At 68.3% G+C, this 12,164-nt stretch carries 11 protein-coding genes, 1 tRNA gene and 1 other RNA gene; 8 read left to right on the top strand and 5 right to left on the bottom strand.

Going from position 1 to position 12,164, the window contains the following annotated elements:
• The first annotated feature begins 39 nt into the window (after positions 1-39).
• Positions 40-837 (top strand): methyltransferase domain-containing protein, encoded by a 798-nt coding sequence (locus tag FXO18_RS06995; protein ID WP_149360371.1) that lies wholly within the window; start codon positions 40-42, stop codon positions 835-837.
• Positions 838-875: 38 nt separating this feature from the next.
• Here FXO18_RS06995 and FXO18_RS06990 read toward each other — a convergent pair whose 3' ends face one another.
• Together FXO18_RS06990 and ffs are read right to left on the bottom strand one after the other, a co-directional pair.
• The gene (locus tag FXO18_RS06990) at positions 876-2,156 is read right to left on the bottom strand and encodes an aminotransferase class I/II-fold pyridoxal phosphate-dependent enzyme (protein WP_149360370.1); all 1,281 of its coding nucleotides are present in this window, start codon (positions 2,154-2,156) and stop codon (positions 876-878) included.
• A gap of 29 nt (positions 2,157-2,185) precedes the next feature.
• Positions 2,186-2,280: signal recognition particle sRNA small type (ffs, locus tag FXO18_RS06985), an RNA gene on the bottom strand.
• 129 nt (positions 2,281-2,409) lie between these two features.
• On the opposite strand from ffs, the gene FXO18_RS06980 reads away from it, so the two are divergent.
• The 7 genes from FXO18_RS06980 (at position 2,410) to FXO18_RS06950 (ending at position 7,556) form a co-directional block, all read left to right on the top strand.
• Positions 2,410-2,495 (top strand) — tRNA-Ser (locus tag FXO18_RS06980).
• 272 nt (positions 2,496-2,767) lie between these two features.
• Positions 2,768-3,799 (top strand): arsenic resistance protein, encoded by a 1,032-nt coding sequence (locus tag FXO18_RS06975; RefSeq protein ID WP_187774233.1) that lies wholly within the window; start codon positions 2,768-2,770, stop codon positions 3,797-3,799.
• The gene (locus FXO18_RS06970) at positions 3,768-4,898 is read left to right on the top strand and encodes an NAD(P)/FAD-dependent oxidoreductase (RefSeq protein WP_149360368.1); all 1,131 of its coding nucleotides are present in this window, start codon (positions 3,768-3,770) and stop codon (positions 4,896-4,898) included. The genes FXO18_RS06975 and FXO18_RS06970 overlap by 32 nt, the downstream gene beginning before the upstream one ends.
• 27 nt (positions 4,899-4,925) lie before the next feature.
• Complete coding sequence (gene gluQRS, locus FXO18_RS06965) at positions 4,926-5,843, top strand: tRNA glutamyl-Q(34) synthetase GluQRS (protein ID WP_407936446.1); 918 nt, start codon at positions 4,926-4,928, stop codon at positions 5,841-5,843.
• A 104-nt stretch (positions 5,844-5,947) separates the two neighbouring features.
• On the top strand, positions 5,948-6,523 hold the full coding sequence (locus FXO18_RS06960; RefSeq protein ID WP_149360367.1) for an RDD family protein: 576 nt from the start codon (positions 5,948-5,950) through the stop codon (positions 6,521-6,523).
• A 21-nt stretch (positions 6,524-6,544) separates the two neighbouring features.
• Positions 6,545-7,264 carry a queuosine precursor transporter gene (locus FXO18_RS06955; RefSeq protein ID WP_149360366.1) on the top strand — a complete coding sequence of 240 codons (720 nt, stop codon included), beginning with the start codon at positions 6,545-6,547 and terminating at the stop codon, positions 7,262-7,264.
• 19 nt (positions 7,265-7,283) lie between these two features.
• Complete coding sequence (locus FXO18_RS06950; protein WP_149360365.1) at positions 7,284-7,556, top strand: hypothetical protein; 273 nt, start codon at positions 7,284-7,286, stop codon at positions 7,554-7,556.
• Positions 7,557-7,789: 233 nt separating this feature from the next.
• Here the strand turns inward: FXO18_RS06950 and tgt are convergent, their stop codons facing one another.
• The 3 genes from tgt to FXO18_RS15885 all read right to left on the bottom strand — a co-directional run bounded on the left by tgt (position 7,790) and on the right by FXO18_RS15885 (position 12,107).
• Entirely contained in the window at positions 7,790-9,031 is a 1,242-nt protein-coding gene (gene tgt / locus FXO18_RS06945) for a tRNA guanosine(34) transglycosylase Tgt (protein WP_149360364.1), read from the bottom strand.
• Positions 9,032-9,147: 116 nt separating this feature from the next.
• Positions 9,148-11,472: an MMPL family transporter gene (locus FXO18_RS06940; protein WP_149360363.1), complete on the bottom strand. Its 2,325-nt coding sequence runs from the start codon at positions 11,470-11,472 to the stop codon at positions 9,148-9,150.
• Positions 11,448-12,107, bottom strand: coding sequence for a TetR/AcrR family transcriptional regulator (locus tag FXO18_RS15885; protein ID WP_187774232.1), 660 nt, complete (start codon positions 12,105-12,107; stop codon positions 11,448-11,450). Before FXO18_RS15885 ends, FXO18_RS06940 begins: the two co-directional genes overlap by 25 nt.
• Positions 12,108-12,164: the final 57 nt, after the last annotated feature.

Here is a 12,164-nt window from a genome sequence, read left to right as displayed (position 1 = left end):
CGGCACGGGCGCGCACAATGAGGCCCGAGGGAGGTCATCGTGGACGGATCCGCACCATCCTGGCAAGCCCGGGCTCTCGCGCCGCTGCTCACCGATGCCTGGACCGACCGATTGATCCCCATCACCGAGGGGTTCGCCGACCTGCTGCCACAGGAGCCGCCAGGCACGGCGGGGCGCTCAATGACCCAGTGGATGATGGAGTTCCCGCTGCTCGCGCCGATCTATGAGCGGATCTGGCGCCCGGCCGGGGTGCTGGCGTTCATGGGCCTCGACGTTCGGCACTTTCGCGAGGAGCGAGCGAAGACCGTCCGGTGGCTCGGGCTCGGCCCCGGCGATGCCGTGCTTGATGTGGCGTGCGGTCCGGGGAACTTCACCGGTGCTTTTGCTGATGCTGTTGCGGCGGGAGGCACGGGCGAGGCGGGGATCGCCGTCGGCGTGGATGTGTCGGTGCCGATGCTGCGGCGTGCCGTTGCCACCAATGGGCGGAAGAACGCGGTCTATGCCCGCGCCGATGCCACGCGGCTCCCCTTCCGCGACGGGGCATTCGACGCGGTGTCCTGCTATGCGGCGCTGTACCTGATCCCCGAGCCGTTCGCGGTGATCGATGAGATGATCCGCGTGCTCCGGCCAGGGGGACGGCTAGCCCTGATGGCGTCGCGCGCGTCCCGGCATGGCGTGGTGCGCGGTGGGCAGGATCGGATCCTGGGCGCGATGGGCCTGCGCATGTTCGGCCTCGACGAGCTAACGGGGCATCTCGCGGATCGCGGCATGGCCAGCATCGAGCGGGAGGTGCATGGGGTGACCCAGTATGTCCGGGCCACCGCGCCCCGGGACTAGCCCCTGGAACCCCGTTAGGACCAGCGGTGAGCTGGTAATCAGCCCCGCTGCTGCTCGAAATGCTCGGCGGCTGCGAGCAGAACACAGGTCGCGACCCCGTCCATGGCGACGCGGATCTCCTCGAGGGACGGGAAGCTCGGCGCGAGCCGGATGTTGCAGTCCGCCGGATCCTTGCCGTAGGGGAAGGACGCGCCCGCAGCGGTCAGCGCGATGCCTGCTTCCTTGGCGAGCTGCACCACGCGCTTCGCGGTTCCCTCGACAACGTCGAGATTGATGAAGTACCCGCCGTCCGGGTGGGTCCAGGACGCGACCTTGGCGTCGCTGAGGCGGGAATCGAGGATGTCGAGCACGGCATTGAACTTCGGGGCGAGGATCTCCCGATGCTTGGCCATGTGCGCGCGCACCCCAGCAGCATCCTTGAAGAACCGCAGGTGACGAAGCTGGTTGAGCTTGTCCGGACCGATCGAGGAGAAGCCGAGGTTCTTCTTGTACCAGGCGATGTTCTCGCTGGAGGAACCGAGGAACCCCACGCCCGAGCCAGCAAAAGTGATCTTCGAGGTGGAGGCGAACACCAGCGGGCGGTTCGGGTGCCCGGCTTCAGCGGCCATGCCAAGAATGTCGTGCACGGGCGCGTCGGCATCCGTGAGGGGATGCACGACGTAGGCGTTGTCCCAGTAGATGCGGAAATCGTGCGCGCCGGTCGGCATCGAGGCCAGCGCCCGCACCGTCTCCTCGGAGAACGTCACGCCGGTGGGGTTGGAATAGATCGGCACGCACCAGATGCCCTTGACCTGCGGATCGTTCACCAGCTCGGTGACCACGTCCATGTCCGGCCCGTCGGGACGCATGGGGACGGGAAGCATCTCGATGCCAAAATGCTCGCAGATCGCGAAGTGACGGTCATACCCCGGCGATGGGCACAAGAACTTGATCCCCGGCTCCGCCGACCAGGGCCGCGCGGAGTCCACGTTGCCATGCAGCAGCTGGTAGACGATCGTGTTGTGCATCATCTCCAGGCTGGAGTTGTTGCCCGCGAGAAGCTGGCCGGTGGGAACATTGAGGAGCTCGCCGAAGATGGCGCGCAGCTCCGGCAGGCCGTCGAGACCACCATAGTTGCGGCAGTCGAGGCCATTGCCGTCGCGGTAGTCCTCACCGGGCAGCGCGAGCAGTTCAGCGGAGAGATCAAGCTGCTCCGGAGCAGGCTTGCCACGGGTCACATTGAGATTGAGCTGCTTCGCCTGGAGCCGGGAGTACTGATCACGCAGCTCGTCGACCTCGGCAGAGAGTGCTTCGCGGTCCAGCGCCTCGAACGACACCATCAACAATGCCCCGCCATCTCTCGGAAGAAGTTGGGGGACCCCGCGCACCCGTCAGAGCCCGTTGACCCTTGCTGCCTTCCGGCCCTGGGGGAGTTCACAGGATGCACGCCACGCGGGATCCGAGGAACAGTGTAACCACATTGCCGACGATCGCGCAGGAGCACCCCCTCGGAGCGCGCGCCGAAGGCGTGTCGCACCGCTAGCCCGAGCCTCGGTTTGCGCTCGGCCCCCACCGGTTGGTTATGATGGCCCCGGAGGATTCGCCTAGTGGCCTATGGCGCTCGCCTGGAACGCGGGTTGGGTTAACAGCCCTCAGGGGTTCAAATCCCCTATCCTCCGCTCCGAGAAGGGGCTGCTCGTACCTGTATTGCAGGCGCGGGCAGCCCCTTTTCTCGTTGGCGGCGGAACGGCGGTCGCGCTGGATAGCGCCTGGCCGCGTCCTCGCGTGGACGGCGCGACGGCTCCGGCGCGAGTCGCTAGTGGAAACTTTTCCCGCCTGGAGCGGGAGAAATTTCCACTAGCTCGCGATGCCCACCCCAGGGGCTTGGCCCCCGCTTGCCCCGCACCCATTAAATGAATACGGTTATCGTTATCTACGCTATGGGAGAACGATGACCACCACCCTGGAACGCCCGCGCGCCAGCCACGCACCGCCGCCCCTTCTCCTGGTCGGCGCGATCATCGTGGGCACCGCCGCCGCATTGCTCAGCCCCGGAGCAGGCGAGCACGTAGGCACCATCACCACGGTGACGCTGTTCGCCCTGGTCGTGCTGATCCTGCTGCCGCTCGACCTCGCGGCCATCCGCGGCGCGCTTGCTAGCGGTCGATTGGTCGCCGCCGCGCTCGTGCTGAACTTCCTCGTCATCGCACCCATCGGCATCGGCCTGGCCTGGCTGACCTTGAATGGCCATCCCGCCGCGATGCTCGGGCTGATGCTGTACTTCCTGGCCCCCTGCACGGACTGGTTCCTGGCCTTCACCCGCCTCGCGGGAGGCAATACAGCGGCGGCCGCGGCTCTCATCCCCGGCAACCTGGTCGGGCAGGTACTGCTGTTCCCAGTGGTAGCGATGCTCGGCGCGGGCACGAGCACGGGCACGCTGGGCATCGGGGAGCTCGGCTCGGCACTCGCAGTGTGGTTCGGAGCACCCATTGCTGTGGCTGTCGTCGCGCGCTTCGCCCTTTCCCGCATCGCCCCGGCATCGCAAGCCCCCGCCCGGGCCACGCGCATCGCCGATGCCCTGGTGCCCTGGGTGCTCGCCGCGCTGGTGCTACAGGTCTTCATGAGCAACGCGCCCGTCATGGCGGACCACACCTCGCTGATCCTGCCCGTGCTCGCCACGGCCGTGCTGTTCCTCGCGATGTCCCTGGCCATCGCCACCGCCGCGGCGTTCCGGCTGCGCCTGCCCCGCCAGGATCGCGTCACCCTCACGATGACCACCGCCGCCCGCAACGCACCGATGATGCTCGCCCTGAGCATCGTGGCGTTCCCGGACGAGCCCGTGCTGCACGCCACGATCGTGCTCGCGATGCTCATCGAGTTCCCGCACCTCGCCCTGCTCGCGCATGTCCTCCGCGAGCGACCACGACGCACACCCGCCGCAAGGAGCACCCATGAGCAACCCGAGCCTGTCCCCCACCGTTGACGCCCTCGTGATCGGCGCCGGTCCCGCTGGGCTGGGCACCGCGCTAGCTCTCCAAGCGGTCGATGGCATCACCTACGGCGTTCTCGAGCAAGCCACCATCGGGCACACGTTCGAGCAGTGGCCCGCCGCGATGAACCTCCTCACGCCGTCGTTCACGGGCAACGCGTTCGGCGCGATCGATCTCAACGCGATCCACCCCCGCACCTCCCCCGCCCTGCTGCTGCAGACCGACTACCCCTCCGGCGAGGAGTATGCCCACTACCTGCGAAAGATCACCGAGCACTACGAGGTGCCCGTCGTCGAGCACACAGCGGTCGAGCAGGTCACCCCCACCGATGATGAGCAGTTCCAGGTGACGACCGCGCGGGGGGTGCTCACCGCTCGCACGGTCGTGTGGGCAGGCGGCGAGTTCGCCCGTCCCGCCATCGCCGCGATCCCTGGCGCCGATCTGGCTATCCACAGCAGCGATCCGAAAGCCTGGGACCCACCGGAGCATGATCCCGTGATCGTCATCGGCGGCTACGAGTCCGGCATCGACATCGCCTGCACGCTGGCCTCGCGGGGCCACCAGGTAACCGTCCTGGACCCGGAGACGCCGTGGGAGCGCGCGAGCTCGGATCCCTCGGTCACGCTCTCGCCCCGATCCCAGGCGAGGCTCCGCGAGGCCCGCGCCACCGGCCGCCTCCATCTGCGCGGCGAGGTCTCCGCGAGCTCCGTCGAGGCTCGCGGTGGGCACTACGTGGTGACGGCCAGTGACGGCACAACGCTGTCCTCGGCCGCGCGGCCCGTCCTCGCCACTGGCTATCGACCGCACCTCGGACCTGTCGAGCATCTCTTCGACAGCCGCGCCGACGGGTGGCCAGCACTGACTGGCAATGACGAATCCACCATCACGCCGGGTTTGTTCCTCGCGGGCCCTGCCGTGCGGCACGCGCGCCTGCACCTGTGCTTCGTCTACAAGTTCCGCCAGCGCTTCGCGCATGTGGCGCACACCGTCGGCTCGCGGCTCGGGATGGACACCAGCGCGTTGAAGGCATGGAAGACCTCCGGAATGTGGGTGGAGGACGTGAGCTGCTGCGATACGTCGTGCGTCTGCTGAGCGGTCCGCGCCGGTAGCATCGGCTAGGTGTTGATCCCGCTCGTTCCCGCGACCGGGGCCGGGCGGTACGCGCCGAGCCCCACGGGGGACCTGCACCTCGGCAACCTCCGGACGGCGCTGCTGGCATGGTTGTTCGCCCGGTCGAGCGATCGCGCGTTCCTGATGCGCATGGAGGACCTCGATGACCGGGTGGATCCCGCATCGGCGCAGCGGCAGCTCGCCGACCTCGCAGCGCTCGGCATCGACTGGGACGGGCCGGTGCTCTATCAATCGGACCGACAGGAGACGTACTGGGCCGAGCTGGGCAAGCTGCGGGACGCGGGCCTGACGTTCGAGTGCTTCTGCACGCGCCGCGAGATCCACGCCGCGGCTTCCGCCCCGCACGCGCCACCGGGCTCGTATCCGGGAACGTGCCGCGATCTGACCGAGCAGCAGCGCGCCGAGCGCCGGGCGACCGGTCGGCCCCCTGCCGTGCGGCTGCGAACCAGCGCCACGCATTGCACGGTCACAGATGCGCTGCATGGCCGCTACACCGGCGTGGTCGATGACTTCGTGCTCCAGCGCGGCGACGGCACGTTCGCCTACAACTTCGTGTGCGTGGTCGATGATCTCGCCACCGGCGTGGACCAAGTGGTCCGCGGTGATGATCTGCTCAGCTCCGCGCCGCGCCAGGCGTATCTCGCGTCCCTGCTCGGCCACGAGCCGCCGCGGTACGCGCATGTGCCCCTCGTCCTCGGTCCCAGCGGCAAGCGCCTGGCCAAACGCGATGGAGCGGTGACCATGCGCGAGATCGACGCCCGCCCCGCCCGGATCGTGGGGCTGCTGGCCCGATCGCTAGGGCTGAGCAACAAGGAGGAGAGCACCCCGCAGGACCTGCTCGGCGGCTTCGATGCCACGCTCCTCCCCCACGAGCCGTGGGTATTCGTGCCCGGCCCGACCCCCTGACCGCGCGCCGCGCGAGCAGCGAACATGCAGGGTGCGCGGGGTGTGCCGTACTGTTGTCTCGTCACGAAGCAACCGCCACGCCGCGATGAGCCAGGATCGAGCCGATGAGCCAAGGGAAGAAAAAACCACGCCGCGATGGCCGCCAGTCCCCGGCGAACGAGAGGCACAATCCGCGTGCCTTCGATCCGCGCGCCGCGTACGGCGCCGACGCCTCGTACCTGCCTTCCGGGCATGAGCCTGCCGAGCTAGCGCCGCGCGCGATCGCCCGCGTCATCGACGGATTGATCGTCGGCATCCCCGCTGTGTTCATATACCGGGTTCTCGGCGAGGGCCTGGGCGCGTTCGGCGGATTCCTCGGCGCGCTGATCTATGGCATCACCCTGATCGCGTACTCGGTGATCCTCGAGTCCGAGACGGGGCAGACGTTCGGCAAGCGCCTCATGCGGCTGCGCGTGTACGGCCCTACTGGCGAGTTCCCCACGCGCAACGAGGCTTTCCGCCGCAACTCGTTCTACATCCTCCAATCCCTGGTGATGATGCCTTTCCTCGCGGTGTCATTCCTCGCGGCGCTAGTGACCCTCGCTGCGGTGGCATCCATCGCGCTGAGCATCGCGCGGAGCCCGCGCGGGCAGGGCAGGCATGACGATATCGCGGACGGCACCCAGGTGGTCCGGGCCTGAGATGTGTGGTTGGATACCCGGATGCCCAACGCCAGCTTGACCGCCGACCAGCCTGGCCCCGCCGTTTTCGCGCGCGCGAGCAGCGGAATGTACGCCACGATCGTCGCGGTGTTCGCGTCCCTGTTGTTCATGGCGAACATCGCCGCCACCAAGGGCGTCGAGTTCGGCCCCATCGTGGGCGACTTCTCGATCATCACCGATGGCGGCTTCTTCCTCATCCCGCTCGCCTACATCCTCGGTGATGTGCTCGCGGAGGTCTACGGCTTGAAGGCCGCGCGCCGCGCGATCCTCATCGGCTTCGGCGTCGCGATCCTCGCGGCCGTGTCGTTCTGGATCGTGACGCTGCTGCCCCCGGCGAGCTTCTACGAGGGGCAGGAATCCCTCGAGGCCGTGGTCGGCGTGTATCCGCAGATCCTGGTGGCGAGCCTCACCGCGTTCCTGCTCGGGCAGTTGTTCAACTCGTACGTGCTCGTGCGCATCAAGGAGCGCACCAAGGAGCGGCACCTGTGGGCACGCCTGATGGGCTCCTCAGTGGTCGGGCAGTTCACCGACACGCTGATCTTCTGCGCCATCGCCGCGACGGCCATCGGCATCAGCACGATGGACGACTTCCTCAACTACCTGTTCTTCGGATTCGTGTACAAGACCGCGGTGGAGGCGATCCTGCTGCCGGTCACCTACCAGGTGGTTGCCCTGGTGAAGAAGCGCGAGCCCACCTACGCTATTGCTGAACAGGCCTAGCACCGCAGGAAGGCACATCATGGCGGCATCGCGCGCATCCATCGCCTCATCGGGGTCGGTGCTGTCGATCGCCTCGACCGGCTCCGTCCTCTCCATCGCCTCATCTGGCTCGGTGCTGTCCATCGGATCGACCGGCTCGGCACTATCGATCGGCTCCGCGGCATCGTTCGGATCGATCCTGTCGGTCGGCTCGTTCCTCTCGGCGGGGTCGGTGCTGTCGGGCCTCGCGATGTGGTCGTTCCTGAAATGGCGCGCCAACCAGCTCGCCCCGCAGCGGCAGCTACCGCGCTAGCTTGGGCTGCTAGCCCTCGGCGGTGCGGCCGCTGCCGCGCACGCGGCCCCGCCCGAGCCTCGGAAGTGTTACCTTTTGCACCCTTTCGCGGCCGTCCGAGGGTGCAAAACCGCACACAACCGGGGCCGCCGGCCACGGGCCACCTGCCGTCGGCCGCCGCCCACGGGCCAACTCACCAGGCCGGGCCACCTGCCGGCGGCCGGGCCAGGCCACCACGCCCCGCCAACTAGCCCCTACCCCTCGCGCGGCGCGTAGTACCGGCCGAGGACGTCGGCGCGCAGGTCGGCGAAGTAGCCGCCGTTGATGCTGTCGCGGATCTGGTCGACGAGCCGGATGATGAACCGCTCGTTGTGGATGGTCGCGAGGGTGGAGGCGAGGAATTCCTTCGACTTGTACAGGTGGTGCAGGTAGGCGCGCGTGTAATGACCGCAGGTGTAGCAGTCGCAGGTCTCGTCGATGGGGTTGAAGTCCCGCTTGAACCGCGCCTTGTCCATGTTCACGCGACCGGTGGGCAGGTAGATGGCAGCGTTGCGGGCGACGCGTGAGGGCGAGACGCAGTCGAAGGTGTCGGCACCGTTCTCGATGGCGGTGAAGAGGTCGTCGGGCTCGCTAATGCCCAGCATGTGCTTGGGAGTCTCGAAGGGGAGCTCCTCATTGACCCAGCGGACGATGGTGCCAAGGTTGTGCTTCTCCAGCGCACCGCCGATGCCGTACCCGTCGAAGGGCCGGTCGGCGTAGGAGCGTAGCTTGGCGAGGCCGCGGGCTGCTTCCCGGCGCAGGTCCTCATACTGGGCGCCCTGGACGACCCCGAAGAGGGACTGGTAGGGGCGGTGGGTGCGCGCTTCGGTCTGGCGCTCGTGCTCATCGAGGCTGCGCTGCGCCCACAGCCGGGTCCGCTCGACGGATTCGACCTGGTAGTCGCGGGTGTCGACGAGGGTGGTGAGCTCGTCGAAGGCGAACATGATGTCGGCGCCGATCTCGTGCTGGATGCGCAGCGACACCTCGGGAGTGAAGCGATGCTTGGAGCCGTTGATGTGGGACTTGAAGTTCACCCCGTCATCGTCGACGTGGGCGAGGCGGTCGCGCTGGTGGGCGCGGATGTCCTCGGGGCGGGCTTTGTCGAGCTCCATGGCGAGGATCTTGCGGAATCCCGACCCCATGGAGAGGACCTGGAACCCGCCGCTGTCGGTGAAGGTGGGGCCGGGCCAGTTCATGAAGCGGCCGAGCCCGCCTGCCTCGTCGATGATGTCGGAGCCGGGCTGCAGGTAGAGGTGGTAGGCGTTGGCGAGCACGGCCTGCGCGCCGAGGCTCTGCACTGTTTCGGGCAGGAGCGCCTTGACGGTGGCCTTGGTTCCCACGGGGATGAACGCGGGGGTCTCGATGGTGCCGTGGGGGGTTTGGATGGTCCCGGTGCGGCCGAGTCGTCCGTCGAGGGTGGCGTGGACGTCGAAGGGTTGCTGCTGGTTGTGGGGCACGGGTAGCCATCCAACCAGAGGCGCGGCGCCGAGCGAAAACGGGCCGGGAGAACCGAACGGGCCCCGCGGCACTCCCCCGGTTAGGGGTGCGATGCCACGGGGCCCGGGACGCGCGCCTAGCGGGTGATGGCCGGTTCCGGCTCGCTAGCCGCGAGCTCCCGCTCCTCGATGTGCTGGGCGAGCTTCTCGCCCTCGACATCGACATTGGGGAGGATGCGGTCGAGCCATGCGGGCAGCCACCAGGCCTTGTCGCCAAGCAGTGCCATCACCGAGGGGATGAGCACCATGCGGACGAGGAAGGCGTCGAAGACGATGGCGGCGGCGAGCGCGAAGCCCATCACCTTGATGAAGGCCATGTCCTCGGCGATGAACGCGGCGAACACCGACATCATGATGACCGCTGCGGCGGTGACGACGCGGGCGCCGTGCGAGAAGCCGCTGACGATCGCTTCCTTCGCGGATTCGCCGTGGACGTAGGCCTCGCGCATGCGGCTGACGAGGAACACCTGGTAGTCCATGGCGAGGCCGAAGACCACGCCGATGAGGAAGATCGGCAGGAAGCTGACGATCGGCTGCGGGTTGGTGGCGATGCCGAGCCAGTCGAGCTGGAAGATCGCCACGGTGGCACCGAAGGTGGCGGCCACGCTGAGCAGGAACCCGAGGGTGGCGGTCAGCGGCACGAGGATCGAGCGGAACACCAGCATCAGCAGGAGGAACGCCAGCCCGACCACGACCACGAGGTACGGGATGAGGGCGTCCTGCAGCCGATCGGAGACGTCGATCTCGATAGCGGTCTGCCCGGCCACGCCGTAGCTGAGCCCGGTCTCGGCCTGGACCTGCTCCTCGGCGCCACGGATCGTGTTGACGAGGTCCTTCGTGGCCTCCTCGATCGGTCCGGTGGCGGGGGTGACGAGGATCTGGGCGGTGTCGCCCGCCTCGTTCATGCCGACGATCTGGGCGTTCTCGACGTCACCGAAGGTGTACATGCGGTCGGCGAGCTCGGCAAAGGCATCGGCACGCTCGTCCTCGGCGAGGGATTGCCCGTCGGCGACGACGATGAGCTGGGCGTTGCGGCCGGGGCCGAACGCATCCTCGGTGACGTCGAAGGCATCGCGGGTGACGGTGCCGGGCGGCTCGGTGGCCGGGGTGGGCAGCGCGAGCTCGAGCTTGGCGGCCGGGATGGCGAGCACGCCGAGCACGACGATCGCACCGATGAGGGTGACCGCGGGGATGCGGGTGACCACGTTGGCCCAACGACGGCCATTGGTGAGGCGATCAGGGTGCTCGGGGTCGACCTGGCGCAGGCCGGGGATGCGGCCCTTGAAGATCGCGGACTTCGTCAGGCCAAGGATCGCCGGCAGCATGCTGATCGCGATGAGCACCGCGATGAGCACGGTGAGCGCGGCAGCGCGGCCCATGTCGGTGAGGAACGGGATGTTGACGACGCGCAGGGCGAGCAGCGCGATGATGACGGTGAGGCCGGCGAAGACGACGGCGGAGCCTGCTGTGCCAACGGCTCGCCCGGCTGCTTCCTCGCGGGAGCTCGCGGTGGCGAGCTCGGCCCGGTAGCGGGAGAGGATGAACAGCGAGTAGTCGATGGCGACTGCGAGGCCGATCATCACGGCAAGGGTGGAGACGGTGGAGCTGAGGTCCATGAATCCAGTGGCCGCGGTGATGAGGGAGACGCCGATGCCGACGCCGATGATGGCGGCGATCAGGGGCATGCCGGCGGCGATGAGCGAGCCGAAGGTGATGACGAGCACGACAGCGGCGATGGCGAGGCCCACGAGCTCGGCGGCGCCGCCGGGTGGCTCCACATCCTGCATGACCGAGCCTGCGACGAGAACGTCGAGACCGGCATCGCGGGCTGGGTCCGCGGCAGCGTTGAGGTCCTCGCGGAGTTGCTCGGTGATGTCACCGAAATCGCCGTCGAGGGGGACGTCGACGTAGCCGACGGTGCGGTCGCTGCTGAGCGGGCCGACGGCAGTGGCGTTGGCGGTGGCCTGGTCCTCGGGAGTGCCCTGCTCGATGAGCTGGTCGACCATGCCGTCGAACGCGGCGGTGGGGCTGGCGAGCGCGCCGGGGCCCTCGGTGCTGGTGGCGCTCTCGCTGACCTGGTCGACACTACGGATGGCGGCGAGGGTCTCGTCGATCGCGGCGCTGATGGCCGGATCGTCGAGGGTGCTGCCGTCGGGCGCGACGAACAGGTAGCGCGCGGTGAGCGAGTTGAAGGGGTCGGCGGCGGCGTTGGGGAACCGCTCGGCCATGAGGTCCTGCGCCTCCTGGGCGGGGGTGCCCGGGATGGAGAAGGAGTCCTTGGTGGGGCCCGAGAAGGCCGCGGCCGCGCTGCCGGCGAGGACGAGCATCGCGAGCCAGAAGGCGAGGACGATGCCTTTGCGCCGGTAGGCGAACCGGCCTAGGCGGTAGAGGTAGGTGGCCATGCGGGCTCCTGTGGTCGTGGGTTCTGGTCAGTCCTGGGGGCGGTCATGCCGTCGGAGATGCGCGTGAACGCCTCGTCGACAAGGTCGGTGAGCGTGCGGCCACTGGGCGATCCGCGCACCCAGACCTCGGCCGCGGCGCTGAAGGCAGCGCTGGCGATGCCGAGGGCGAGGCGCGGGTAGATGTGGGTGTCGCCATTGAGCCCGGCCCGGTCGGCGACGATGCGGACGGCCCGGTCCATGGTCCGGGTGAGCAGCGCCTGGTTGCAGGAGGCTGCGGTCGGATGCGCCTCGACGAGGTGCAGCGCGCCGACGAGGTCAGCGAGCTCGTGCTGGCGAGCGCTGGCCGCATCGAGCAGGAGCTTCCGGAGGGCGGTCATGGCGTCGAGCTCGCGGGGCATGTCCTCGAGGGTGTCGAGGAGGGTGTCGACGAGCGTCTCGAGGTGGTGGACGATCGCGTCCTCGCGGCTGGCGAAGTAGTTGTGGAAGGTGCGGGCCGATACTCCGGCTTGCGCGGCGATGGCCTCGGCGGTGGCGGCGTCGACCCCGCGCTCCCGGGTGATGCGGACGGCAGCGGCCGCGAGGGCAGCGCGGGTGGCTGCCTTCTTGCGCTCTCGCAGGCTTGGTCCGTTGTGCATGGCTTCCATGCTTCAGCACTTTGCAACAGACTGCAATATTTCAGGAGCCTGCAAGAT

This window comes from Lolliginicoccus suaedae (assembly GCF_008312885.1).
GTDB classification, from domain to species: Bacteria; Actinomycetota; Actinomycetes; order Mycobacteriales; family Mycobacteriaceae; genus Lolliginicoccus; species Lolliginicoccus suaedae.
This window is presented reverse-complemented; position numbering and strand designations above follow the sequence as displayed.